The organism is Marinoscillum sp. (assembly GCF_040222955.1).
Classification (GTDB): domain Bacteria; phylum Bacteroidota; class Bacteroidia; order Cytophagales; family Cyclobacteriaceae; genus Marinoscillum.
The window spans coordinates 80,004-105,511 of record NZ_JAVKCA010000005.1 but is presented as its reverse complement, the minus strand read 5'-3'; the positions used below and the strand labels follow the sequence as shown (position 1 = coordinate 105,511).

17 protein-coding genes are annotated in these 25,508 nt (G+C 46.9%); 11 read left to right on the top strand and 6 right to left on the bottom strand.

Annotated features, from left to right (window positions below):
- Positions 1-60 precede the first annotated feature (60 nt).
- On the bottom strand, positions 61-4,083 hold the full coding sequence (locus tag RIH33_RS01675) for a two-component regulator propeller domain-containing protein (protein WP_406654686.1): 4,023 nt from the start codon (positions 4,081-4,083) through the stop codon (positions 61-63).
- Positions 4,084-4,251: 168 nt separating this feature from the next.
- Between RIH33_RS01675 and RIH33_RS01670 the strand changes: the two genes are divergently transcribed.
- Positions 4,252-5,475 (top strand): nucleoside permease, encoded by a 1,224-nt coding sequence (locus tag RIH33_RS01670; RefSeq protein ID WP_406654685.1) that lies wholly within the window; start codon positions 4,252-4,254, stop codon positions 5,473-5,475.
- A gap of 82 nt (positions 5,476-5,557) precedes the next feature.
- On the opposite strand, the gene RIH33_RS01665 is transcribed toward RIH33_RS01670, so the two are convergent.
- Positions 5,558-6,772 carry an MFS transporter gene (locus RIH33_RS01665; RefSeq protein ID WP_406654684.1) on the bottom strand — a complete coding sequence of 405 codons (1,215 nt, stop codon included), beginning with the start codon at positions 6,770-6,772 and terminating at the stop codon, positions 5,558-5,560.
- Positions 6,773-6,982: 210 nt separating this feature from the next.
- On the opposite strand from RIH33_RS01665, the gene RIH33_RS01660 reads away from it, so the two are divergent.
- The 9 genes from RIH33_RS01660 to RIH33_RS01620 all read left to right on the top strand — a co-directional run bounded on the left by RIH33_RS01660 (position 6,983) and on the right by RIH33_RS01620 (position 20,764).
- Entirely contained in the window at positions 6,983-8,122 is a 1,140-nt protein-coding gene (locus RIH33_RS01660) for a Gfo/Idh/MocA family protein (RefSeq protein ID WP_406654683.1), read from the top strand.
- An 11-nt stretch (positions 8,123-8,133) separates the two neighbouring features.
- Entirely contained in the window at positions 8,134-9,294 is a 1,161-nt protein-coding gene (locus RIH33_RS01655) for a Gfo/Idh/MocA family protein (protein ID WP_406654682.1), read from the top strand.
- A gap of 54 nt (positions 9,295-9,348) precedes the next feature.
- On the top strand, positions 9,349-10,401 hold the full coding sequence (locus tag RIH33_RS01650) for a sugar phosphate isomerase/epimerase family protein (protein WP_406654681.1): 1,053 nt from the start codon (positions 9,349-9,351) through the stop codon (positions 10,399-10,401).
- A 32-nt stretch (positions 10,402-10,433) separates the two neighbouring features.
- The gene (locus tag RIH33_RS01645; protein WP_406654680.1) at positions 10,434-14,078 is read left to right on the top strand and encodes a family 16 glycoside hydrolase; all 3,645 of its coding nucleotides are present in this window, start codon (positions 10,434-10,436) and stop codon (positions 14,076-14,078) included.
- A gap of 1 nt (position 14,079) precedes the next feature.
- A complete protein-coding gene (locus tag RIH33_RS01640; protein ID WP_406654679.1) occupies positions 14,080-16,677 on the top strand; it encodes a PQQ-dependent sugar dehydrogenase in 2,598 nt (865 codons plus the stop codon).
- Between the two features lie 6 nt (positions 16,678-16,683).
- Positions 16,684-17,541, top strand: coding sequence for a sugar phosphate isomerase/epimerase family protein (locus tag RIH33_RS01635; RefSeq protein WP_406654678.1), 858 nt, complete (start codon positions 16,684-16,686; stop codon positions 17,539-17,541).
- Between the two features lie 3 nt (positions 17,542-17,544).
- A complete protein-coding gene (locus RIH33_RS01630; RefSeq protein WP_406654676.1) occupies positions 17,545-19,728 on the top strand; it encodes a TonB-dependent receptor in 2,184 nt (727 codons plus the stop codon).
- Between the two features lie 15 nt (positions 19,729-19,743).
- Positions 19,744-20,091: a DUF1801 domain-containing protein gene (locus RIH33_RS01625; RefSeq protein ID WP_406654675.1), complete on the top strand. Its 348-nt coding sequence runs from the start codon at positions 19,744-19,746 to the stop codon at positions 20,089-20,091.
- A gap of 124 nt (positions 20,092-20,215) precedes the next feature.
- Positions 20,216-20,764 carry a hypothetical protein gene (locus tag RIH33_RS01620; RefSeq protein WP_406654674.1) on the top strand — a complete coding sequence of 183 codons (549 nt, stop codon included), beginning with the start codon at positions 20,216-20,218 and terminating at the stop codon, positions 20,762-20,764.
- Between the two features lie 150 nt (positions 20,765-20,914).
- Here the strand turns inward: RIH33_RS01620 and RIH33_RS01615 are convergent, their stop codons facing one another.
- Positions 20,915-21,940 carry an LLM class flavin-dependent oxidoreductase gene (locus RIH33_RS01615; RefSeq protein WP_406654672.1) on the bottom strand — a complete coding sequence of 342 codons (1,026 nt, stop codon included), beginning with the start codon at positions 21,938-21,940 and terminating at the stop codon, positions 20,915-20,917.
- Positions 21,941-22,186: 246 nt separating this feature from the next.
- Here RIH33_RS01615 and RIH33_RS01610 point away from each other — a divergent pair, with 246 nt between their 5' ends.
- Positions 22,187-22,357, top strand: a complete 171-nt coding sequence (locus tag RIH33_RS01610; RefSeq protein WP_406654670.1) for a hypothetical protein — start codon at positions 22,187-22,189, stop codon at positions 22,355-22,357.
- A gap of 54 nt (positions 22,358-22,411) precedes the next feature.
- Here the strand turns inward: RIH33_RS01610 and RIH33_RS01605 are convergent, their stop codons facing one another.
- From RIH33_RS01605 to RIH33_RS01595, 3 genes are all read right to left on the bottom strand, one after another.
- Positions 22,412-23,131 (bottom strand): hypothetical protein, encoded by a 720-nt coding sequence (locus RIH33_RS01605; protein ID WP_406654668.1) that lies wholly within the window; start codon positions 23,129-23,131, stop codon positions 22,412-22,414.
- Between the two features lie 246 nt (positions 23,132-23,377).
- The gene (locus RIH33_RS01600) at positions 23,378-23,959 is read right to left on the bottom strand and encodes a hypothetical protein (RefSeq protein WP_406654667.1); all 582 of its coding nucleotides are present in this window, start codon (positions 23,957-23,959) and stop codon (positions 23,378-23,380) included.
- A 79-nt stretch (positions 23,960-24,038) separates the two neighbouring features.
- Positions 24,039-25,448, bottom strand: coding sequence for an FAD-binding oxidoreductase (locus tag RIH33_RS01595; protein WP_406654666.1), 1,410 nt, complete (start codon positions 25,446-25,448; stop codon positions 24,039-24,041).
- Between the last annotated feature and the right edge of the window lie 60 nt (positions 25,449-25,508).

The following is a 25,508-nucleotide window of genomic DNA, read 5'->3' as shown; positions in this document are numbered from 1 at the left end:
AGCTCAAATGGTGCAATCTCTGACACATTTGTTGCGGGATGGGAAAATGATCAGAAATGACTATGAATTTCTTTTTGGATGGAAATCTGAAGGTAGCTTGTTGAAGTGCTTAAAGAAAGATTTGGTAAAGTAGGAGAGGTTGTCGAATCCGGTTCTGTAGGCGATTTCGGAGACGTTTCCATGCTTTCCGCTGAGGAGCAGATGGGCTTTTTCCAGTCTGTAAACCCTGAGAAATTGATTGGGCGAAAGTCCCGTGATTGCTTTAATCTTCCTGAATAACTGCGACCTGCTCATGCCCAGCTCATGACTCAGTGACTGTACATTGAGCGTAGAATCACTCAGATTTTCTTCGATGAGGTTCCTGATCTTTTGTATGAACTTGTCATCAACAGATTCGTCATGTACCGGCGCTACTTTAATGAGGTATTTCCCGAACTTTTCTCTTAATTTCTCTCTTTGGGTGAGCAGGTTCCTGATGGTGGCTGAGAGTTCTTGTTGATCAAATGGTTTGGCTAAATAGGCATCTGCTCCTTTTTCCAACCCCTGAATGCGGCTCTCCTGGTCAGCTTTGGCGGTGAGCATGATTATCGGGATGTGCGAGGTGATTTCATTCTGTTTTATTTTTTCGCAAAGCTCAATGCCAGTGTATCCGGGCATCATCCAGTCCATGATCACAATGTCTGGAATCTCCTGAAGTGCTTTTTCAAATCCCATTTGACCATCAGAGGCTTCCAGAATAAAATAGTCGGGGCTGGGGTGGTTCAGTTGTCGGACGATAAACTTTCTTAAAACCTCGTTGTCTTCAATGACCAATACAGTGGTTTTCTGATCTTTTTTCTCTGCAGGAAGTTGTTCAAATGTTTGATCGTCACTGACGGGAAATTCGGGTAGGTCAGGAATTGGACGCTCCAAGTGCTGATTGTGCTGATACCATATGTCATCGCAAGGTAACTTCACGACAAACTCAGTTCCCAGGCCCTCCTGACTATGGCAGGATATCGTTCCATGACTGAGTTCTACGAGCTCTTTGGTCAGGGACAAACCTATGCCACTTCCCGCCTCCGGCGTGAAATGTGAGGGCCCAATTTGGAAAAAACGTTCAAAAATTTGACTTTGAAACTCTGGGGCAATCCCGATTCCACTGTCCTTTACCCGTATCATCAGCCAATTGTCCTCCACAGTACAGCTAACAATGATCTGACCCTGAGAGGTGAATTTTATGCTGTTGGAGATGAGGTTGTTGACGATCTTTTCGATTTTATCAGGATCGAAATACATTGGGAGCGTACCTTCCGGCCACTCGGTTTGGTAAGTAAGTCCCTTTCTTTCTGCCAGAGAAGAAAAAGAGAGTACCCGCGGTTGGAGAAAGTCAATGATGTCTTCTTTGACCACCTGCAGGGTCATTTTACCCTGATCCAGTTTGGAAAGATCCAAAATTTGATTGATCAACTCCTGCAGTCTGCGTGCATTTTTGATGGCAATGGATAGTTCCTCCTTATTGGGATCGCTCGGTTCCAGTGTTTTGATGGCCTGCTGCAGGGGACCAAGTATCAGGGTAAGGGGAGTTCTGAATTCATGAGAAATATTGGCAAAGAGTCGGGATTTCAGTTCGTCCAACTCCCTGAGTTTTTGGGTTTCCAACGCATTGATTTCAAGCCGGTGCCGGTCTCTGATTCGCTGCATTTCATGATTGCGTATAAGAAGGCCTGCCAGTGATGCGAGTACGATATAAATGGTATAGGCCCACCAGGTTTTCCAGGGTGGAGGGATCACACGAATGGGAATGGAGGTGGCCGTTTCACTCCAGATTCCATCATTGTTGGTGGCTTTTACATAGAAGGTATAATCTCCCGGATCCAGGTTGGTGTAAGTGGCGATCCTTCTTTCACTCTGGGTTATAATCCAGTCATCATCAAAACCATCCAGCTTATACGCATACGTGCACTCCGAAGCGTGTGCAAATTGTAACGCACTGAATGCAATGGAAAAAACGGGTTGCCGATGAGTGAGAATGACGTCATCGGCACGCGAAATATCCACTAACGCCTCTGAATCGGAGGTCTTTACTTTGGCAGGCTGGTTGAAGAGGTAAAACTGATTGAGTATTACCTTAGGTACTTTCAAATTGGTTTTTATCTTTCCCGGATCAAACCGGATCAATCCGTTGAGCCCGCCTACAAGGATTTCTCCATTGCGCATTTTGATACATTGGCTCAGGTGGTTGGTAGGTAATTCATCGGCCTCATTGTAATGAGATGAATTACCGGAATGGATATCCAGCTTCGTTAACCCATGCTCTGAAGCCAGCCAGAAATGTCCCGCATTATCTTCTGCATAGCCAGTTGCCCCCGCATGGTACGCTTTTAATTGATGGGTATTTGGCTGGTACAAATACAGTTGATGTGCACCTATCCATAGATTTTGGATGGAATCTCTGAAAATTCGGGATATCCATTGTCCATGGAGCGGATCCTGATCATCGGTGAGGGCACCCACAGGCGATGCCTCCTGTCTGGCGATGCTGAAAAAATAGGCCCCCGCTCTTGTTCCTAAAAGCAAAGTGTCCTGGTTATATGGAAAAATGCATGTGGTATAGGTACCCGGCAGGAATGTCTCCAGGTCATGACTGTTGGCCTTCAGTAAATTGAGTCCTCCATCTGTGGCAATCCAGATGTTATCGCTGGCATCCTGTGCAATATCCCGGATGGTATGAGAAGCCAGTCCGCCGGTTCTCGCAGATGAGTGATCAAAATGTTTATAAATACGCTTTAAGTCAGCATGAAGTACACTAATGCCTGCGCCACGGGTACCCACCCATACAAATCCCCTGTTATCCTCTAAAAGGGTCAGAATTTCATTGCTTCGGATGGTGTTGGCATTACCGGGAATGTGCTTAAACGTGGTGAATTGTTCGGTATCGGGATCATAGAGATTGAGTCCTCCGCCCTCCGTGCCCACTAGTATGTGCCCATCACGCCTTTCAGACAGGGAGGTGACTTTCCTGTGACTGATGGTCCCTTTTCGCGCAGAAGGCGAATAGACAATAAAAGGTTTACGGTTTCCATTGATCAGGTTGATACCGCCACCCCAGGTACCTACCCATATGTCATTTTCTCTACTTATGAAAGCTGAAAAAACCTGATTTGAACTGATGCTGCGTTGGTTGGTGATGTCATTCATAAAAGACTCGAAGGAGCCCTTCTGCACATCGAAGTAGACCAGTCCTTTATCTTCCGTACATATCCATAAATTATCCAGACTGTCAATGGCCAGGTCCCAAATGAGGCCCGATGGGATGCTTCCCTCATTCGGGGTGGTTACGAATCGCTTGAAACGGTCGGTTTTACCATCCAGAAGGTTAAGGCCATTTCCAAAAGTGCCTATCCACAAGCGCCCCTTCCCGTCTTCTCTTATTTTTCTTACAATGTTGTGCGAGAGGCTCTGGTCATCCAGCGGATTATTGATATACCTGATAAAGGTTCCGTTGCGCTCTAGCTGATTCAGCCCGCCATAGGTGCCTGCCCAAAACCGTCCCTTACTGTCAATGAGGAGATCCGTAATGCTGTTGTTGCTCAGGCTTTGAGGGTCTTCTTCGTGATGGTAATAGTGCTTGAAATCACCCGGATCGTGGGGCTTACCAGAATACTCCAAGCGATTTAGTCCCCGATCGGTACCAATCCACAGTGCACCTGATTCATCTTCCACAATATCACGGATGAGGTTGTGGCTAATGCGGTTAGGGAGTTGTTGGTTTGATTGGAAGTGGTAAAAAGCACCTGTGGCCCGATCGAACAGGTTCAGGCCTCCATTTCTGGTGCCGACCCAAAATTGGCCTTTGGAATCCTCAAACATGCACGTGACCCAATTGTCACTGATAGAAGTGGAATCCTCAGGCTGATGCCTGAAAAACAGATAATCATTGCCATCATACCGAATGAGCCCTGATGTGAAGGAAGCAAACCACATAAAGCCCTCTTTGTCCTGATAAATACTCCAGATATGCTCCTCCTGGAGGCCAGCCGATAGCCCCGGATGGTCAAAATAGCGTGGTGTTGGCTGACTGACAGCCACTAACATCAGCATTTGACATAAGCAGTATAACAGGAGGTTGCGCATAGCTTTAATGACGATTTCCCCGGCGTATCACGGTCACTTTGTGTGCCAAACTTTAATTAAGTTAGCTACTTTAAGGGTAAGTGTTATTTACCTGCCGATTTTTAAAATCTCGTATGAGAGCAAACCTTTGACCACATGAATCAGATAAAAATTCGATTGAGTGCCATGATGTTTCTTCAGTTTTTTGTCTGGGGAAGCTGGTTCGTCACCCTGGGCACCTTTTTGGGCAATAACCTTGGAGCGACGGGTAGTCAGATTGGAATGGCCTTTTCCACGCAATCCTGGGGCGCCATTATTGCGCCTTTTGTCATTGGACTGATTGCCGACAGGTACTTCAATGCGGAGCGCATTTTGGGATTACTGCACTTGCTCGGAGCATTGCTCATGTACCAGATGTATGTATCCGTGGATTTCACAGCGTTTTATCCTTATGTGCTGGCCTATATGATCACCTACATGCCCACACTGGCCCTTGTCAACTCCATTGCATTCAGACAAATGGAAAACCCTTCCGAAGAGTTCTCCAAAATACGGGTTTGGGGTACCATTGGCTGGATTGCCGCCGGTTTGGTGATTAGTTATTTGTTTTCCTGGGATGCTCCGGATGCAATCTCGTCAGGACTCTTAAAAAACACCTTCATCATGAGTGCAGGGTTCTCGCTGCTATTGGGAGTGTTCAGTTTCACGCTTCCGGCTACTCCTCCGGGTATTGCCAAAGGGGAAAAGCTATTGCTGAAGGACATATTGGGATTGGATGCACTCCGGCTGTTGAAAGATCGAAATTTCGCGGTGTTCTTTTTTTCCTCAGTATTGATCTGCATCCCTTTGGCCTTCTACTATCAAAATGCCAATCCGTTTCTCTCAGAAATGGGAGTGGCTAACCCTACCGGTAAAATGACCATCGGGCAGGTCTCAGAGGTTGGCTTTATGCTCTTGCTTCCCATATTCCTGAGCCGATATGGCATCAAGAAAACGCTGCTTTTCGGCATGCTTGCCTGGGTACTCCGGTATTTGATGTTCGCCTTTGGAAACAATGAAGAACTGGTGGTGATGCTGCTTTTGGGGATTGCGCTACACGGCATCTGCTATGATTTCTTCTTTGTTTCAGGTCAGATTTACACCGATTCTAAAGCAGGTGATAAGTTTAAAAGCTCGGCACAGGGCATGATCACGCTGGCCACCTACGGAGTGGGGATGTTGGTAGGTTTTTGGGTTGCCGGACAAATCACAGATTTTTACGTGCTGGAAGGTGGCCACGACTGGAGCGGCATTTGGGTTGTTCCTGCAGGGTTTGCTTTGTTAGTGTTTTTTGCTTTTATGCTGACATTTAAGAACGAAGACATCAAATATCAGCAATAGTCCTCTGAGTCTTAAAAATGAAAAAGGGCTCCGAAATGCAATCTGCATTTCGGAGCCCTTTTTGAATACTATAATGTGAAGCTTAAGCGTGAGTCTTGTTTTTCCTTACATAGAAAAACAGGAAAAGAAACACACCAATCAGTAAGGTTGGGATGATTGCAATGTTGGCCAGGGTAGCTTGGCCGGCAGCCAATTCCAGCGCCTCTCCGGTCAATCCTTCAGCAGATTTGACGGCTCTGTGCCCCTCTATCCACCCACCAATGATAGGTTGGAAAATAGAAAGCCCTAGCATACCCACGCCACCTATCAGGGACATGCCGAGTGCTCCCGTTTTAGGTAAATAATCTGCTACGAAGGAGATCATGTTTGGCCAGAAGTAACACACACCTATGGCAAAAAGTACTGCAGCTACGTAAACCATGGGCCCCGTGGCCATGCTCATCATGAAGATAGCCAGTGCGGAGATAATGGCCGAGCCCAATAGCACCCCTGTAATGTTGAGTCTGTGAATCAGCGGCCCGGCAAACATTCTGCCTACGGCCATCAGTACCGTCACGAGTGCCAGTACCAGCAGTGGCTGTGCGCCGGAGTTGGCCAGGATTCTTTCTACCCACGACTGTGTGCCCAGCTCAGTGGTGGCGGTCAGTGCCATACATACCAGCATCAGCCAGTAAATAGGCGATGACATGATCGCTTTGAGGTTCTCTGCAGTGGACATGGTCGTTTCTTTGGGTGCTTCAGGGAAAGACTGACCTCTGAACAGAAGAAAATAGGTAAATGCAGGCACGTACATCACAGCAATTTTGACCTGCCAGCTACCACCCAGCAGCCCAAGGCTTAAAGCAATCAACGAGCCTATGGCTATACCACCGGGAAACCACACATGAAACCTGTTGAGCATGGTGGCCCTGTTAGAAGTATACATGGAGGCTATGAGCGGGTTATAGGCCGCTTCCACCATACCATTCGCAAAACTGATGAAGAAGGTGGAGAAGAAAAGGGTGTAAAAGCTATTAGAAAGTATGGAAAACGTGATGCCGATGAAGTGACACAAAAAGGCAATATTTCCTATTTTTTTGGGTCCCAGGGAGTTATAAAGTGGCCCGCCTACTAATGTGGCTATCGGGAATCCAAATATTCCCATAAAGTTGATCCAGCCCAATTGCTGATCTGTAAGACTCATGTCCGTGACCAGGTCATTCATGATACCGGCCCGGATACCAAACGCAAACGCGGTGGTAAGTAGTGCAAAGCAACTGGCTATAAACAGTCGATTGCGATTCAATTGATTTTCCATCTGTTAGTTAAGGTTAAAACTTGTCAAGTAAGTAAATCGAAGCATCAAATTCAAAGCAAATTAGAAAAGTTGTAAGATTAACACTTATTGCAAACGTTTGCAGGGAATAAAAAATTGAATTTGGCGGTCAATCTTGATAGATTTCCAACCAAATTCGGAGTTTCAACGAATATTATTTCTAATCAGAGTATTTCAGACTAATAAATCAGCATGAACAAAGGAAAAATCAGACTCGGTTTAATCGGCGGAGGGCCCAATTCATTTATCGGAATCGTCCACAGGATTGCGGCCTATATGGGTGAGCAGTATGAGCTTGTTGGGGGTGTTTTTGATATTGATCATTCAAGTGGGATTGCTTTTGCGGAAAAACTGGAGCTGGATACTTCCAGGGCCTATGAGAGCCTGGAGGTATTTATAGAAAGAGAATTGGCCTTGCCAGCAGACAAGCGAATTGAGGTGGTTTCCATACTTACACCCAATTTTCTGCACCACTCCATGGCGATGAAGCTCGTGGATGCAGGGTTTAATGTGATTTGCGAGAAGCCGATCACCATCACAGCGGCAGAGGCCGTAGCGTTGGAGGAGTTGGTAAATAAAAAGAAGGTGGTTTTCTGTCTCACACACACCTATACAGGTTATCCAATGGTACGCCAGATGAAGGCCATGATAGCTGCTGGCGCTATTGGTAAGATTCAGAAAGTAGATGCACAGTATTATCAGGGCTGGATCAACCCTTTTATTCATGAAAAAGACAAACGGGCTCAGGTTTGGCGTTTGGACCCTAAGAAATCGGGTCAGAGTTGCTGTTTTGGAGACATTGGGGTTCATGCCTTTAATTTGATCGAGTACACCACTGGATTGGAGGTAGAAAAAGTATTGGCTGATATAGACACCCTATATGACGACAATCCATTGGATGTGGACGGAACGGCGCTGATCCGTACAAAGGATGGAGTTAAAGGGGTCATTTGTGCCAGTCAGATTGCCACAGGCGAAGAGAATAACATTTCCGTCATGGTGTACGGAGATAAGGGGGGCTTGAAGTGGGAGCAGGAAAACCCCACATACCTGACTTATCTGCAGGAGGGGAAGCCCGCTCAGATTTTCAAACCCGGAAATCCATACAATTCTGAATTTGCACAGGAAAGCACTAAGATTGCTCCAGGGCACCCTGAGGGTCTTTTTGATGCCATGGGCAATATATACAAGGGCACAGCGCTGGCCATCAGAGGAGAGAAAGTTCGGGAAGGAGCTTACCCTGGTGTGAAAGATGGCGTACGAGGAATGAAGTTTATTGAGGCCGTACTGGAGTCCAATAAGAAGGGACAGGCCTGGGTAGAAATTAAATAAAGTAATCCAAAATGAGAGATAGAAAACTCCGGATGGGAATGGTAGGTGGGGGCTTGGGCGCCTTCATTGGAGCGGTGCACCGCATGGCTGCCAATCTTGATGGACAAATCGAATTGGTGTGCGGAGCTTTCAGCTCGGATGCCAAGCGCTCCGCAGCGTCAGGCCGGGCACTTTTTCTTCCTGAAAGCAGGATTTATGACTCTTTTGAGGAAATGATCACCAAAGAGCAGGCACTTCCTGTTGGGGAGCGTATGGATTTCGTTTCCATTGTCACACCCAATGTGATGCACTTTGCCCCGGCCATGATGGCTTTGGAAAATGGCTTTCCGGTGATTATCGATAAGCCGTTGGCCTTTACCCTGGAAGAAGCCAGGGATCTGGAAGCAAAAGTGCTTGAGACCCGACTTCCCTTTGCGGTGACCTATACCTATACAGGCTACCCTATGGTAAAACAGGCCATGGCCATGGTTCGCAAGGGAGATATAGGTACGGTAAGAAAGGTAATGGTAGAATACCCACAGGGTTGGCTCAGTACCAAGGTAGAAGATACCGATCAAAAACAAGCCTCCTGGAGAGCCGATCCGGCCCGTGCAGGGATTAGTAATTGTTTTGGAGACATTGGCACGCATGCAGCCAATCTGGCTGAGTACGTTTCCGGACTGGAAATCACCGAGGTACTCTCAGAAATACGCGCTACTGTACCCGGTCGTATTCTGGACGATGATGCCAATGTTTTGTTACACTTTGAAAATGGCGCCAATGGTGTGCTTTCTGCTTCACAGGTGGCTTCTGGTGAGGAAAATGACCTTAAAATCAGAATTTATGGTGACAAAGGAGGCCTTGAGTGGAGTCAGAAGGACTTGAACACCCTCATTGTCAAAGACCATGGAAACCCGGATAAAATCTATCGGACGGGTGGAGACAGGGGCGGCTATTTGTACGATGAAGCCATGCAGCACACACGTACTCCCTCTGGTCATCCGGAAGGATACATTGAGGCTTTCGCCAATATCTACCGAAACTATGCAGAGGCATTGAGAAACCACGCCGAGGGTAAACCAGCTAATCCAATTTTGGATTTTCCGGGTATCAGGGAGGGCGTTCAGGGAATGGCTTTGGTGAAAGCCGTTGTAGCCTCCACCAAAAATGGAAACATTTGGACGAAAGTCTGAGGGCAAAGCAGCTTCCCAATCAATCAATTGTAGAATCATTAGATTAAAAAAGACATGAAAACCATCAAAGGACCAGCCATATTTTTAGCACAATTTGCTGATGACAAAGAACCATTTAATAACCTGAAGAGCATTTGCCAATGGGCAAAAGGAATAGGGTATAAGGGTGTTCAGATTCCGGCGTGGGATGGCCGGCTGATCGATGTTAAAAAGGCAGCTGAGAGCAAGACCTATGCCGATGAGATCAAAGGGATCGTGAACGAAGCAGGATTAGAAATTACTGAACTGGCCACACACCTTCAGGGCCAGTTGGTTGCTGTGCATCCGGCGTACGACACCATGTTTGATTCATTCGCTCCGGATGCTGTCAAAGGAAACCCCAAAGCCCGAACGGAATGGGCCATCGACCAGGTGAAAAGTGCCGCTACTGCGAGCAAGAACCTTGGCATTGATGTGATGGCGAGCTTCTCCGGGGCCTTACTTTGGCATACGGTGTATCCCTGGCCCCAGCGCCCGGCCGGCCTGGTAGAGATGGGTTTTGATGAGCTGGCCAAACGATGGCTGCCCATACTTGATCATGCCAGGGACAATGGTGTGGAAATTTGTTATGAACTGCACCCGGGCGAAGACCTGCACGATGGTATTACCTACGAGCGCTTTTGGGAAGCTACCGGTAAGCATAGCTCAGCGAAGATTCTGTATGATCCATCGCATTTCGTACTGCAGCAGTTGGATTATTTGCAGTTCATCGATTTTTATCACGAAAACATCCGCATGTTCCATGTGAAGGATGCGGAGTTCAATCCTACCGGAAAGTCGGGCGTATACGGTGGCTTTCAGGGATGGGTGGATCGTCCGGGCAGATTCAGATCATTGGGAGATGGACAGGTAGACTTTAGCGGCATTTTTTCCAAACTGAGCCAATATGGCTATGATGGTTGGGCGGTGCTGGAATGGGAGTGTTGTATTAAGTCTCCGCAACAGGGGGCTGAAGAAGGTGCACCATTCATTCAGGATCATATCATTCAGGTGACCGAAAAAGCCTTCGATGACTTTGCCGGTGCCAAGCCAGATGATGTGGCCAACAGGAAAATCTTAGGTATATAAGTAAGAATAAGTAAGAAGAGAAGTAAAGAAGTATGAAGAAATTAGTTTATATCAGCTTGCTCATTGGCGCACTGGCAGCCTGTCAGGAGAAACGACAATTTGAAAGGCCCAGAGAAGCCTGGGTGTTTCGCTCTGTCCTGGATTTGAAGCCCAGAATGGTGACCGCAGCACTTAATGAAGATGTATGGGTGGCCTACGATGCCCGCACCGCCAGCCTTTATAAGGCATGGAAGGGTGGAGTGAATTTTGACGGTGCAGTATATACTACTGTTCACGGACCTCAGCCCACCTCCAAGGGCTATGCTTACTACACAGATGAGAAAGAGGATGTAGAATGGGTTTTAAGAAAAGGAGACGAGATCACGATTCCTGAGGTACAGTATAAAGGCCATCGTTTTGTGGATGGTCAGGTCGTGTTCACCTACGAGTTGAGCACACCGGACAGCAAAATTCTAGTTGAAGAAATACCTGAAGCCATCAAGCGAGGTAGTCAGAGTGGACTGTCCAGACAATTTAAGGTTTCAAACGCCGGAGATTATCAGGTGGCACTCAATACCACCATTTCTTCATTGGTGAGCGAGCGGGATTTCAATACCAATGGCAGCTTTGAGGTGACCTCCACAAGTAATCAGGAGTACCCTGATGGAAATGTAGTGACAGTGGCAGGGGTGTTGACTTTATCGCCGGATGAGCCCACAGAGTTGCGAGCGTTTTATCACGAAGGCTTTGACAAAGGTCTGGCCGTTGAGGCGGAGGACACTGAAGATACAGGTCTGGCGGCTGGTGCTCAGCTGATAGAGCGCAGTGACTGTAAGTCTTGCCACAATGAGGAGGTAAAAACAGTGGGTCCGGCTTATATATCCGTCGCCAGAAAATACAGTGATAGTGACGAGTCAGTGAAGATGCTTGCCGGAAAGGTGATCAACGGAGGAAGTGGCGTTTGGGGTGAAGCGATGATGACCCCACATGCAGGGTTGTCTGAGGAGGATGCCGGGGAGATGATTCGGTACATTTTATCTCTGGATGACGATGATGAGGATTCGGATGGTGGAGCCTGGCATTTGGGTGAAAAAACCGTTCCGGTGAAATTTCAGGATGAAGTGAATATATCCAAAGAATCATCCGGTGCGGCCGCATACCTCTACCTCTATAGTGGAGATCAGCCCAACTTCAATACCCTGAAAAAGGAAGCATTGCCCATTAGTGCAGCCATTGTACCTCAGATACACGTGCGGGAGGCAAGCGATTTTGGTGAGCGTACACAGCGCATTGCTGTTTTGTTCAAAGGGAATTTAAAAATCAGCAAGACAGCCAGTTATAGCCTGAGGTTGGTGTCTGATGACGGCTCCCGACTTTTTGTGGACAATATGATAGCCATTGATCATGGTGGCTTCCATGGCCCCACGGCCAAAGATGGCGAGGTATATCTCACAGAGGGGGATCACCCTTTCGAAATTCAATACTTTCAGGCCAGTGGCGGTGGGTCGGTTTCTTTACAGTGGTTTAATAAGGAGGCCGGTAAATTTGAAGTGGTACCTGAGTCTATGCTTTTCGTATCCCCTTCGGATTATTTGGAGACCAAAGAATACATCAGTGATGAAGTGCTGGTAAAATCCATTCCCGGAGATGGTCGCTGGCTCGCGGGCGTACACCCTGCTTTTGATATTTTCCAGGCACGACCTGATGATTTCCGACCTAGAGTAGGCGGTATAGACTTCCTTTCAGCGGATGAAATGCTCGTGTGTACCTGGGATTCCCTGGGGCCGGTTTACCTCGTCAAAAATTTCAGATCACCTAATCCCGGGGAGATCACTGTCCAGCGTATAGCTACCGGACTCGCAGAGCCTTTGGGTATCAAAGTGGTGGATGGGGAGATTTATGTGCTTCAAAAACAGGAATTGACCAAACTCATAGATAATGACAAAGATGGACTGATAGATGAATATCAGACGGTAGCGGATGACTGGACTGTTTCTGCCAATTTTCACGAGTTCTCATTCGGGCTGGTATATAAGGATGGTTATTTCTACGGTGCACTGGCTACAGACATTCTGCCAGGAGGTGCATCTGCGCAGCCACAGCCCAAAGATCGTGGTAAGATCATCAAGATATCCAAAGAAACGGGTGCAGTAGAGTTCATAGCCTCGGGTCTCAGAACACCCAATGGCATTGGAATAGGAGTGGATGGAGAAATTTTCGTAGCTGACAATCAGGGAGACTGGTTGCCGGCATCTAAGATCAATCATGTAAGAGAAGGCGCATGGTATGGTTCACGCTCCGTTGATCCTGAAGGAACAGAAGGTCTTGTACAGGACGAGCCGGTTGTTTGGCTGCCTCAGGACGAAATTGGGAACTCACCAAGTACCCCATTGGCCATAGATAAGGGGCCATATGCCGGCCAAATGATTCACTGTGAAGTGACTCATGGAGGTATCAAGCGTGTTGCCATTGAGAAAGTTGATGGCATCTATCAGGGTGCTGTTTTCAGATTCTCACAAGGCATAGAGGCTGGGGTGAATCGCCTGGCATGGGCACCTGATGGCTCTCTTTTGGCGGGTGGTATTGGAGTGTCTGGCAACTGGGGTCAGACGGGTAAGCTGAATTATGGTTTGCAGCGATTGGTCTACAATGAAAATTCAGTGTTCGAAATGCTTAAAGTAAGTGCTCGTTCCAATGGATTCGAAATTGAATTTACCGAACCGATCAAAGCCGGTCAGAATATCAGCGCTGAGGACTTTCTCATTGAACAGTTTTACTTCAAGCCAACCGCCGAATACGGAGGACCAAAGCTTGGCGTGACCGAGATGAAGCCCAAGAATTTCTACCTGTCAGAAGACCGCAAAAAAGTGTTTTTTGAGCTGGAAGGATTGAAGGAAAAGCACGTGGTATACTTCCGCATCAAACGACCATTCGCAAGCGAATTGGATCATGAACTGTGGACCACGGAGGCCTGGTATACCTTGACCAATATCCCAAAGGATCTTCCAGGGTTTACCAACAGTTATCAGGTTGCTCACAATGAGCTTTCTGACGCTGAGATAGCACAGGGATGGAAATTGCTTTTTGATGGAAAGACTACCGGGGGTATCCGCAATTTCAAGTCAGAAACATTGGGTAAAAAATGGCGGGTGGCCAATGGTACCCTCCATTTTAGCGGTAAGGGGTCAGGAGCTGGCTGGCAGGCCGAGGATGGCGGAGACATCATCATTACCGATAAGCCGTACAAGAATTACGAATTCCAGATTGACTGGAAAATCTCAGAGGGGGGCAATAGTGGGATCATCTACAATGTGGTAGAGGATGATCAGTATGACTATGTATGGCATACGGGTCCGGAATATCAGCTTTTGGACAATCTGAGACATCCAGATGGTCAGATTGAAAAGCACCGCAGTGGAGATTTGTATGATATGATCAAAACCAAATTTGTGACCGTAAACCCTGCAGGAGAGTGGAACAGAACCCAAATCAAAGTGAACAATGGCCATGTGGAACATTGGCTCAATGGATACAAAGTGGTGGAGTTTGATTTCTGGACACCAGAGTGGAATGCACTGGTGGCAGGTAGCAAATTTTCAGAAATGGAAGCCTTTGGCACGGGTAAAGAGGGTCATATTTCCTTACAGGATCACGGGGACAAAGTGTGGTTCAGAAATATAAAAATTAGAGAATTGTAAATTGAAAAAATTAGGGTTAGTAGGGTTAGTAGGATTATTTCTATCATGTGGGCAGACAGCCCACGAAACCAAAGTGGAAGAGGCGCCGGAGGAGAGCAGATTTGTTAAGGAAGTTTTTGCTACCAATCTATATGAGCCTACAGAAATAGTGGTTCTGCCCAAGGATAGAATATTATTTACCCAGAGAAGGGGAGCGATCAAGCAGTATGATCTCAGAACCAATGAGCTCTCGGATTATGATTCCATTCCGGTGTACCACGAAAAAGAAGATGGACTTATGGGAATTGCCCTGGATCCTGAATTCGAGCAAAATGATTGGGTGTATGTGTACTACTCTCCGGTAGGGGACGAACCTGTTCAGCATTTGTCCAGGTTTTCATACACCGCTAAAGGTTTGATTAATGAGGTAGTGATGTTGAAAGTGCCCGTGCAGCGTGAGGAGTGCTGTCACACCGGTGGATCTATACAGTTTGGCAGCGATGGACTACTCTATCTTTCCACTGGTGACAATACCAATCCTTTTGCCTCCAAAGGCTTTTCGCCTTCGGATGAGCGCCCCGGCAGGTCCGCCTGGGATGCCCAGAAGTCTTCTGCCAACACCAATGACCTCCGAGGTAAGATTCTCAGGATCAAACCAGAGCCGGATGGTACATATAGCATACCTGAGGGCAATCTTTTTGTAGATGAAGACCCTTTGACCAAACCTGAAATCTATGTGATGGGTTGTAGAAATCCTTACCGAATTTCTGTGGATCCTAAGCGTGGATGGCTTTTTTGGGGGGATGTAGGTCCTGATGCCGGAGAAGATGCCGAAGGCCGTGGGCCCCGTGGACATGATGAATTCAATGTGGCCCGAGCGCCCGGATTTTTCGGCTGGCCTCTTTTTGTTGGAAACAACTATGCCTACAACGAATATGATTTTGAAACGGGCATTTCCAGGGATATGTATGATCCGGCATCACCTGTTAATAACTCGCCTAACAACACCGGACTTCAAAATTTGCCTCCGGCCCAGCCAGCAAAGATTTACTATCCTTATGCACGCACCGACATATTTCCACAGTTGAAAAATGGCGGGCGTAATGCCATGGCGGGTCCGGTGTACTATTCAGAGATGTATGAAGGCCGCTCTAAATTTCCGGCTTATCTGGACGGTCGTGTGATTTATTATGACTGGATGCGCGGATTTATTTATTTTCTGGAGCTTGATGAAGAGGGTAACCCTACCGACTGGTATCCTTTTATGCCCAATACTGAATTCAACAATGCCATGGACATGGAATTTGGGCCGGATGGAAATTTGTACATGATAGAGTACGGTACGGGCTGGTTTACAAGAAACGAGAACGCCAAACTATCCAGAATCAGATACATAGAGGGCAATCGGCCTCCGGTTCTCAATGCTTCAGCTTCGCGATACAGCGGATCCGCGCCACTGAAGGTGATTTTTGATGCATCCGAATCTAAAGATTACGATGGTGACAAGCTTAAATATCAATGGGAGATAGAAAATGAGACATTCAATGACTCATCATTCACTTATGTGTTTGAAAAAGAAGGTGTATACTATCCTAAACTCACACTCTCAGATGGTAAAGGGGACTACCGTACCCAGCAGTTTACCATTGAGGTGGGCAATGAGCCCCCGGTGGTGGATATTGCGATAGCGGGTAACAATACGTTCTTTTGGGAAGGTCGCAACATCGCCTATGAAGTGCAGATCAGTGACCTGGAAGACGAAAAAGGTGTAGGTATTGCCTCAGATCAAATCCGGTTTGATATTAACCACTATCAATCCACAGATATGGCGGAAGCACTTGGTCATCAGGTACCGGTGAGCAATGGACTCACTCTTATTGAGGCGCTGGACTGTAAGGGCTGTCACAAGGTGAATGAAAAGTCCATCGGACCATCCTATGCGGCTGTGGCAGATCGCTACAAAACTGACCGCAATGCGGTCAATTACCTCAGCAGAAAGATCATCAGTGGTGGTGGTGGCGTATGGGGCGAGCAGGCAATGTCCGCACACCCCGATTTGACCACAGATGATGCGGCCAGTATAGTGGAGTATATATTGTCCCTAGCTAACCAAGCGAGCTATCCTTTGGCCGGAGCATTTACAGCCACTGAGCCAGAAGGGCGATACCTCTTTACTGCCGCCTATAAGGATCGCGGTAAGGCTCCGCTACGCCCTATCGAATCTACCCGAAATATTTGGTTGCGTCCGTCCCGCATGGCTGCAGACCTGTTTGATGATTCGAAAGATATTCAGGCGCGTGGTGGTGACATCCGAAGCATTTATCACGGTTCATGGGTGAGTTTCAAAAATATTGACCTGACCGGGATCGCGAGTGTGTCCTTTTTGGTAGCTAACAGAGAGAAGGGTGGCCACGTATCTATCCGCACAGGTGCTCCTGATGGAGAGGAGATTGGTAGTCGGGAGATTTATCCGGATCCAGCAGCGGGCCCTGCCACGTCATTTCAGATAGAGATCAACGATGTGACGGGTTTCCAAAATGTCTACTTTGTGTTTACCAATGAAGGAGAAGAAAACAAGCTCCTTTATATTCGAAATATTGAATTCAACCCAAAACCTTAACCAGCTATGACTTACAAGAGAAGAACTTTCCTGAAAACCTCGGCCGTGGCCTCTGCGGCCGTTATGGCCATGCCATCGTTGCTCGCCTCGGTCAAACCATCTACTAAGATTGGCGTGCAGCTGTATACTGTGAGAAATGAAATGAGCAGTGACCCTAAGGGCACCCTGGAGAAGATAGCCAGGATAGGCTATAAGAAGCTTGAGGGAGCCGGGTATGATGCTGGCAAAATTTATGGCTTTTCTGGAAAGGAATTCAGGAGCATAGTAAGTGATCTGGGTATGGAATTGACCAGTGGTCACATGTCTTCCCAGGTTTTCGCGGAGGGTTTTGATCAGGCACTTGAGTTTATGGTGGATGCCGGGCAGCAGTATGCTGTTTTCCCGTGGCTGTCGCCAGAGCAGCGTGTTTCTTTGGATCAATACAAAGGCTATGCCGCCACCCTGAGCAAATGCGCTGAGAAGGCCGGGTCTGCCGGTATCACAGTTTGCTATCACAACCATGACTTTGAATTCCAGGAACTGGAAGGCGAGCTGCCCATGAACATCCTGCTGAATGAGACCGACCCTGAAATGGTCAAGATTGAGCTTGATTTATACTGGATTACCAAAGCCGGATTGGACCCTGTCCAGTTTTTCAAAGATAACAGCGGCCGGGTACCCATGTGGCATGTGAAGGATATTGCCAACACACCGGAGCGTGGGTTTGCCGAGGTGGGCACAGGGACCATAGATTTTCAGCGCATTTTTGCTGAGAAAAAAACCTCAGGAATGAAGCACTTTTTTGTGGAGCAGGATCAGTCTGAAAACCCGCTCAAAAGCATTGAACTTTCTTATAAAAACCTGACAGAAAAAATTCTCGGATAAGCTATGAAATATTGGATTGGGGGACTGATGGCGATCATCAGTGTGGAGTTGGGTGCGCAGACCGTGTCCGGTACTGTTTATGATCAAATGAGCAATACACCGCTGGCAGGTGCTACTGTGAGCGTCTCAGGTACACTCACTGGTGTGGCCACCGATGACAGTGGTTTCTACAAATTGACTGATTTGGAGCCGGGGCGTTACCGGCTTCTGATCAGCTATGTAGGTTATACCAGCGAGACGCTCTCTGAGGTGTGGGTGAAGTCCGGTGTGATTACTCGTCAGGATGTATACCTTGAACGCAATAGCTCCAACCTGGATGAGGTGGTGATAACCACCAATATTTCTATTACTGAGCCTGGTAAGATCGGTATCACAGAAGAGCAGATCAACCGTTTTGCGGCTACTTATTATGACCCTGCCCGGTTGGTGACAAGCTCTCCGGATGTGGCGGTCACCAATGACCAGAATAATCAGATTTCTGTGCGTGGAATCTCTCCCAACTACAATACCTGGAGGCTGGAGGGTGCCGAGATTGTTAACCCTAATCACCTGTCCAATGCGGGTACATTTCTGGATCAACCCTCAGCTACTGGTGGCGGGGTGAATATGCTCAGTGCTCAGATGCTCAGTCAGTCACAATTCTTGTATAGCACCTTCGATTCCAGATATAGCAACAGTGTAGGGGGTGTTTTCGATATGAACCTGAAAAATGGGAACACCACCCAGCGGCAATATACGGCTCAGGCCTCGCTCATTGGGCTGGATTTGGCTACCGAGGGCCCTTTCAAAAATGGAGGTAAAATGACCTATGCGGCCAACTATCGCTATTCATTTACCGGACTACTCACCCAGTTTGGGGTGGATTTCGGGGGAGAATCCATTGGTTTTCAGGACCTCTCTCTGAATATTTCCACACCGCTTGGTACCCGGTCCAGGCTGAAAGTTTTTGGAACCGGAGGACTTAGTTTCAACAACTTTGACCATCAACCATTTTCTGAATCGGAGGTGATTAAAGACCGACGGGATATTTATTATGACAACAAGACCGGAGTGATAGGGGCCAGCCTGAAATCCGGTTTTGACAACAGTCACCTAACCACGTCTGTCGTGCTCTCTGGCTATGAAAATACACGTGACGAATATGAGTATGACGATAACGATGTTCGGGACACCAGCCTGATCATGCAGAATAGTCAACGTATTTTGAGCATTCATTCATCATACAATAGATCTATTGGTGGTGCCAATTTGACGCTGGGGGTGTTGGCTAATCAATACAGTTGGGCAGGAAGCCTTCAGGGGATATATGATCATTCGTTGAATCAGTTTCTGATTAATCCGTATGCGCAAATAGAATGGCGTGTTTTCAGTGACCTCAAAGTCAAAGCGGGAGTGAACTATAATCAGAGTACCGACGATGCGAGTATTGACCCTAGAATTTCATTGACCCAGCAACTCAATGCCAATAACTACCTCACCATCGCCGGAGGGAAATACAGTCAATTGACCAATCCCTATAATTACTATTTTAATCACACGGAAGGAGGACAGGTCTGGGATGAGAATTACGGTTTGATTAGGTCCTATCGGGGTACGTTCACCCACGTGTATGAGAAACGCGGGTTCAATATTCAGAGTGAGCTTTTTGGATACTTCTATCCTTCGGTAATGATTCTTGGAGAGCGCACTGCGTGGACTGCCGGAGGGACTTTAACTTCAGAGAAAAGTTTTTCAGATGGTCTCTATTTCCGGTTTGGCGGCAGCGTGTTTGAATCCGAGATCGAAGGAACGGTTGAGCAACCATATAACACAAAGTACAATGTGAGCATGGCCGCCGGCAAGGAATGGGATGTGTCTAAAGCCACTAAAAACAGACGTTTCGGACTCAATATCAGGGGGCAGTATCAGGGAGGTTTTAACTACTATGAAAACCTGCCCAATCCAGACGGGGCCATGATGGATTTCACGAGATATGACTATCGGACAACACCTTATCTGCGGTTGGATGTGCGTTTGCTCTGGACCCGATACCGGGAAAACCGTACCACCTCTATAGCACTTGACCTACAGAATGCATCAGGCGTTCAGAATGAAGGTTATAAGTATTTCGATGGATTTACCAATCAGTTGGAAACTCAGTATCAACTGGGTTTAATTCCCATATTAACCTATAGGGTAGAGTGGTAATTGTGCTTAGCAGAAATGAACCTCCGCGACATAGACCTTTTCTTTGAAGCTCAACCGGAGCCCAATAAAGGGTGCATGTTGGCTCTAAGGCAATTCTTGCTGACTTTCCATCCCGACATCACGGAGGCATGGAAGTGGCGACTCCCCTTCTACCTTTATCGGGGCAAAACCTTTTGTTATCTATGGACCGATAAAAAGACAAAAATGCCCTATGTCGGCATTGTGGAGGGAGGTAAGATTGATCACCCGATGCTCATCAAGGGGGATCGTATACGTATGAAGATTCTGCCTGTCGATCCCAATAGTGACCTGCCCGTTGGAGTATTGGAAGAGGTGTTAGAGGCAGCGAGAACCTTTTATTGACGATAGGTAAATCATACGCATTCCATTTCTAAGTATTCCTCCCTAAGTAGCCTAGTGATAATTCGGGAGAGAATCTGACCCATTGTATCGCGAACTTTGCCATGTTCACCAGTTTGTTGGAGACATGAAAATATCAGTGCTTGCATACTTTTGGGTGCTCCCTTTTTGGTCATTTGCGGATCCTTCATCCATGGAGCTGGAGGCTCGTGTGATCGCCCTGGCCGGACACTGGGAGAAAGAGATGGAGTTACTCACCCAATACCACGGGCTTGCCAGTTTTTGTGAGAGCGCAGACCATCGCAAAGGTGTGTATGGACTGCTGGACGAGATTCATAACTATCATGGTTTGCTCTATGAGGAACTGTTGGAGACCACACATCATCACTCTGCACGCACCATCAGGCGTATTTTGAAACACCTGGATAAGTTGGAAGAGGATTACAGTATTGCGAGTTTTAATGCTTTTTTTGGCGAGCGCTGTAAGGCTCAGGTGGAGTTGGAAGCTATGGCCCGTCAATACAAAAGTGGCTTTGGTATGCACTCATACGATGGGAAAATCCATGTGCTGGAAATAGAAATGCACAGATACCTGAAAACCCTTACCAAACGCATTAGCAAGGTCAAAAAACATGTATCACAATTTTATATACGCCGACAGGTTTGGGAGCATTAGTACGCGAGAAGAAGGTCGAATTACTTCCTTCCTGCTCTGGGCAACTTTTTAAATCTTCCCCAGCCCATAAAAACGGCAATCAATCCCCAGAATAAAATTGAAAGCAATGGCGGAATACTCTCCTCTGGATTGTGTAGCCTCAATGTGATGCTATGCTTCTCGAATAACTGGGGCTATTCTTTCCCCAATCAATTCGATGGCCCGCATGAGCTGCGCATGGGATAAGTCGGCATTATCCATTTGAAACGTGACCCTTGAAATGCCCCCCAGAGCCTCACTGTGCCTGAGTATTTTCTCAGCCACTTCCTCCGGTTGACCAAGTAGGAGTGAGCCCAACGGTGCCCGGTGCGCATCGAACCTCGCACGACTCATTGGAGGCCAGCCTCGCTCTTTTCCAAACTTTGTCATATTGGCGGCATGTCCCGGATAGTACTCTGCAATAGCCGCTTCGGTGGTTTCGGCTACATAACCAAGTGAATGGAGCCCTACTTTCAGTTGGTCAGGAGTGAAACCTGCCTTGGCGCCAGCTTCTCTGTAGAGATCTACGAGCGGCCTGAACCGGTGAGTGTCTCCACCTATAATGGCCACCATCAGGGGCAGTCCCAATGAGCCTGCCCGGGCAAATGAAGCAGGCGTTCCACCTACACCCAGCCAGATAGGGAGCGGGTCTTGCACAGGTCTGGGGTATACCGGGAGGTTGTTAATTGCTGGTCGAAATTTACCAGACCAGGACACCCGCTCGTTGGACCGGATGTGTAAGAGGAGGTTTAGTTTTTCTATAAAAAGTTCGTCGTAGTCCTGCAGATCGAAACCAAACAAAGGGAAAGCTTCTACAGAAGATCCACGACCTACCACCATCTCGGCCCGTCCTTTAGAGATCAGGTCCAGCGTAGCATAATTTTGGAAAACCCGGACGGGGTCTGCCGCACTCAATACTGTGACGGCACTGGTAAGCCTGATCTGGCTGGTTCGTGCTGCTGCGGCTGCCAGGATGGTAGTGGGCGAAGAATCCAGAAACTCCTTGCGATGATGCTCGCCTATGCCAAAGACATCCAGGCCACATTGATCTGCATGTTCAATTCTTGCTAACAATTCAGACATGGCCTGTACGCTACTGATTTGCTGTGCATGCTCGCTGGTCATGGTTGAAGCGAAACTATCTATTCCTATTTCCATATGATTGCCTGGTTGATTCAAGTAAAGGGATCTGGTCATGGATTAATTCCCGGATAAGAAAATTAATCGTTTTGAGGGAGTGTCTTGGTGTCATTGGAGTTTTTCAAATGGCATTGTCTGAATATATAAGACCATATCAGGTGTACACCTACAAAATCCGAAGGTTGACCGAAAAGAGTTTTAATATTAAAGGCAACGTGAAGTAACTTTCCAGTAATAAAGAGAATCACCAAAAACCTACCAATCATGAATAATCACTTTCCTTTTACCGCAAAACAACTGATTAAAACCACCAGAATTGAAGTTTATCACACTCTGACAGAGAAATTTGGATCGCTTGAGCCACAAAAAACCGCCGATGGTCGGGCCATGGATTTTCAGTTGGACAGACTACTTTCTATTGTTCACAACAATTAAAAAAAGCCGGAAGAAATTCTCCCGGCCTTTCGCAAATTAGGTTGATTCATAAACTTAAGCCTCTGCCCAATTAGCGGCCATGAGGTACATGCTATCAAATAACTCACGCACTACCAGTAACATATCGTTCTTCAGATGATCCGGTAGTGCTTCTATTAAACCTGAAATTTCATCTTCACTGATTCCGGTGGTATGATTTTCTTCGGTTTCCTGGTGCATTTTTCCAAAGTATTCCAGGCGGTCATAAAGATCCGCATCCTTCAGTACAGGATGTATTGCTTCTTTGAATTTGTCAAAGGTGATTTCCAGTACCTCCACCATGAGCATCCTGGCTACAGGATCAGTCATGTTCTGCATATGCCTTGAAAAGGCATAAATGGTTTTTCTTACAGCGAGGGATTCATCGTCCCATACATTGGTAATAAGGTCTATCGAGTTGCCATTTTTGAACTGACCACTCATACTCGCCAGGTCTTTCAGGTACCATTCCCAGTGGTAGGAATCTTCGTCGCTGTGAGTGTTCACGCTTTCTTCAAGGTTGTTTTGAGGTTGTTCGTACCTGACTAATTGCATCAGGTCTTTGAATCCCATTACAAAGAATAGCATTCGGGGCAGGAAGATAAGTTTGTCCAAAACCTGCCCATCGCCTTTCAGCTTTTTGTGCAATGGATTGTTGGCAAACTTGAGTGCTCCATATTGGAACTCTTGCTGCAGTTTGAAATTGATGTCTTCGTGAGTGATAATGTTTCCCTTTTTTTCGATAGGAGTAATCATAGCTTTACTTTTTTAATTAATTGATATAGGACAACACATAACTGTATAGAGCAAACGATTGCACCGGTTGACTTATTTAAACAGTTATATGCTATAATTTACTAATTACTGAAAAGAGCAGTGATATAAAATCGAAAAAAAATTGAGATTTTTTTTACAATTATGAGTGTTTCATACACCTTTCACACGAAAGTGATCCAATCGCCTGAACATATTCAAGTTGACCAGTATCAAATTCTCCGATGACTACCAGTTGATGATGAAAGTACAGGAATCTCCACCATTCGATTTTGTCTCCTTGGTTTCATCAAGTTTCACTTTGGTAAACAAAGAATCCTTTGGTTTAAACATCCGCACGATCTGAACCACCAGACCTTCTTCGAATTTGGCTGGGTATGGGGTATGACAAACGAGCAAGGCTTCCTTATTCTCGGCATCATACCGGGCCAGTTTATAGTGACCGATACCCTCTGTCATTTGACCGGTGTTAGGATTGAACATTGGCTGGCCGTTTTTACGGTGGTTCATGTGGTAGGCCACATCGATTGACCGTAGAGCATTCTCCAGACTGTCCATAGGAGGAAACTGAGTGCCTTCTATGATGGCCTTCCCGATGAGAAAGAGGTTCATTTCTCCGATCGTACTGGCCACTTCTTTCATGGCATCCAGAAGGGATTGTAGATTATTCCAGGCTCCGGTGTTGGCATTGAGCCCGTGTTTTTCAATGATTGCTTTTCGCTGGTTTTGCCCGAGGCTACCCATTGCGATGATAGGGAGTTCGTTGCCCCCTGCTTCAATATTGTCTTCGAAACTTATGTATTCTGCCATTAGCTGATTTGGTTAGTGACGAAAAATAACATTTTTTCACATATAGCTTAACACGTTGTGGATAAAAAATTAAATTATTTTAAGAATATCTTCCCGGAGCAAGGGTATTGTTGGGATCAAACAGGTTTTTCAGTTGATTTTGTAGCCGGGTGTAGGGATTTTTGATTTTCTGAAGATATCCTGCCATGTTCTCTATGTCCAGGCGATAGGGGTAGATACCTTGCAGCTGCAATTCGCTTAACAGATCGCTGGCCCAGGTGCCTGCTTTTGAAACGGCACTTTGATCTGAGCGGTCAAAGTAGACTCTTGCAAAAACCTCCAGACTGTAGCTGTTCAGAGCAATGACGGAGATTGCCGGATCCAGTTGGCGATCATGGGAAAAGTTCTCTATATACTGGATGAGCGCTGCGGAAGCTCCAGTGAATGGAATGACGGGTAAGACACATCGAAATCCTGGAATTTGAGGATGCAGATCCAGGTTGACTTCCTGCCCTGATAGCTCCACACCAAATTTTCTCGCAGTGGCCAGTAAGGAGTGGTCATTTGGCTGGCCATGATAGCGGTCTATCCGAACCCTTACCGGTGGGGTAGAGGAGGAATGATCAGCAGCAGATGAATATGTTTTGAGATCTGAGGTCAGGCTGGCCAGTGCTTTGGAGACCACCGAGTGTTTGGCCGGAAGCACTTCCTCTTGTCCGGTGACGACAAACCATGCAATCCATTTATCGCTGAAGTCTTTTCCTGATTCGAATAATTCATAAATCTTGGGATCATTCTGGCTGTCTATTTCCAGTGAGTAGCCCACGATCTCCTGAGCGACCAGCTTCGCCATTTGGTTCAGAAAGGCTTGTAGCCCTGCCTTGTCGATGACTGCCAGGTATAGGTTGAATGGTTGTTTTACCCTGAGATTCACCACAGCTTCTGTGACAATGGCATAGTTGGATTGGGTAAAAAGGTGTGTAAGGTCTGGCCCTAGTCCATATTTGTAAAAAGATCCATGAGTACTCTGGAGTTCGCCAAAGCCCGTGTGGATGAGCTGCCCATCGGCTAGCATTAGGGTAAGTTCGCGAAGGTCCTCAGCCCTGTGGCCACTTTTACCCGATCCCCGATCCATGATGTTTCCAAGAATGGATGACCCGGCATCACTCCCGGTCACATTAAGCATAAGCTCCGGAGCATGTATTTCCAGATAATCATAGAGCTGCTGCTGAGTGACTCCCGGCTCCACTCTGGCGTAGCGCAGCTCCCGGTTTACTTCTATAATTCGATTGAGATGCTTCAGGTCTATGATGTCCGCATCATTCACTGGCATTCTGGAACCCAGGCCCCAATTATGCCCGGTGGAAATAGGGTATACCGGCCGGCCGGATTCACCAGCCAGGAGGAGGATGGCTCTGAGGTCTTCCAGGTTTTTGGGCAAATGAATCTTCTCAATATTGCGGACAGGAAACTCCGTAATGTTCTGCTGATAGCTGGTTGGGCTGGTCATAGATAAACAGTTTCATGCTAAACATTAAATCAATTGAAACAGAAGATAAATTACAAATAA

Bases quoted from the DNA above. Each gene is read 5' to 3' on its own strand.
- RIH33_RS01675 (WP_406654686.1), bottom strand. From the start codon at position 4,083: ATGCTGATGTTAGTGGCTGTCAGTCAGCCAACACCACGCTATTTTGAC.
- RIH33_RS01625 (WP_406654675.1), top strand. From the start codon at position 19,744: ATGAACCTCCGCGACATAGACCTTTTCTTTGAAGCTCAACCGGAGCCC.
- RIH33_RS01600 (WP_406654667.1), bottom strand. From the start codon at position 23,959: ATGGCAGAATACATAAGTTTCGAAGACAATATTGAAGCAGGGGGCAAC.
- RIH33_RS01630 (WP_406654676.1), top strand. From the start codon at position 17,545: ATGAAATATTGGATTGGGGGACTGATGGCGATCATCAGTGTGGAGTTG.
- RIH33_RS01665 (WP_406654684.1), bottom strand. From the start codon at position 6,772: ATGGAAAATCAATTGAATCGCAATCGACTGTTTATAGCCAGTTGCTTT.
- RIH33_RS01595 (WP_406654666.1), bottom strand. From the start codon at position 25,448: ATGACCAGCCCAACCAGCTATCAGCAGAACATTACGGAGTTTCCTGTC.
- RIH33_RS01605 (WP_406654668.1), bottom strand. From the start codon at position 23,131: ATGATTACTCCTATCGAAAAAAAGGGAAACATTATCACTCACGAAGAC.
- RIH33_RS01645 (WP_406654680.1), top strand. From the start codon at position 10,434: ATGAAGAAATTAGTTTATATCAGCTTGCTCATTGGCGCACTGGCAGCC.
- RIH33_RS01635 (WP_406654678.1), top strand. From the start codon at position 16,684: ATGACTTACAAGAGAAGAACTTTCCTGAAAACCTCGGCCGTGGCCTCT.
- RIH33_RS01610 (WP_406654670.1), top strand. From the start codon at position 22,187: ATGAATAATCACTTTCCTTTTACCGCAAAACAACTGATTAAAACCACC.
- RIH33_RS01670 (WP_406654685.1), top strand. From the start codon at position 4,252: ATGAATCAGATAAAAATTCGATTGAGTGCCATGATGTTTCTTCAGTTT.
- RIH33_RS01660 (WP_406654683.1), top strand. From the start codon at position 6,983: ATGAACAAAGGAAAAATCAGACTCGGTTTAATCGGCGGAGGGCCCAAT.
- RIH33_RS01615 (WP_406654672.1), bottom strand. From the start codon at position 21,940: ATGGAAATAGGAATAGATAGTTTCGCTTCAACCATGACCAGCGAGCAT.
- RIH33_RS01650 (WP_406654681.1), top strand. From the start codon at position 9,349: ATGAAAACCATCAAAGGACCAGCCATATTTTTAGCACAATTTGCTGAT.
- RIH33_RS01620 (WP_406654674.1), top strand. From the start codon at position 20,216: ATGAAAATATCAGTGCTTGCATACTTTTGGGTGCTCCCTTTTTGGTCA.
- RIH33_RS01655 (WP_406654682.1), top strand. From the start codon at position 8,134: ATGAGAGATAGAAAACTCCGGATGGGAATGGTAGGTGGGGGCTTGGGC.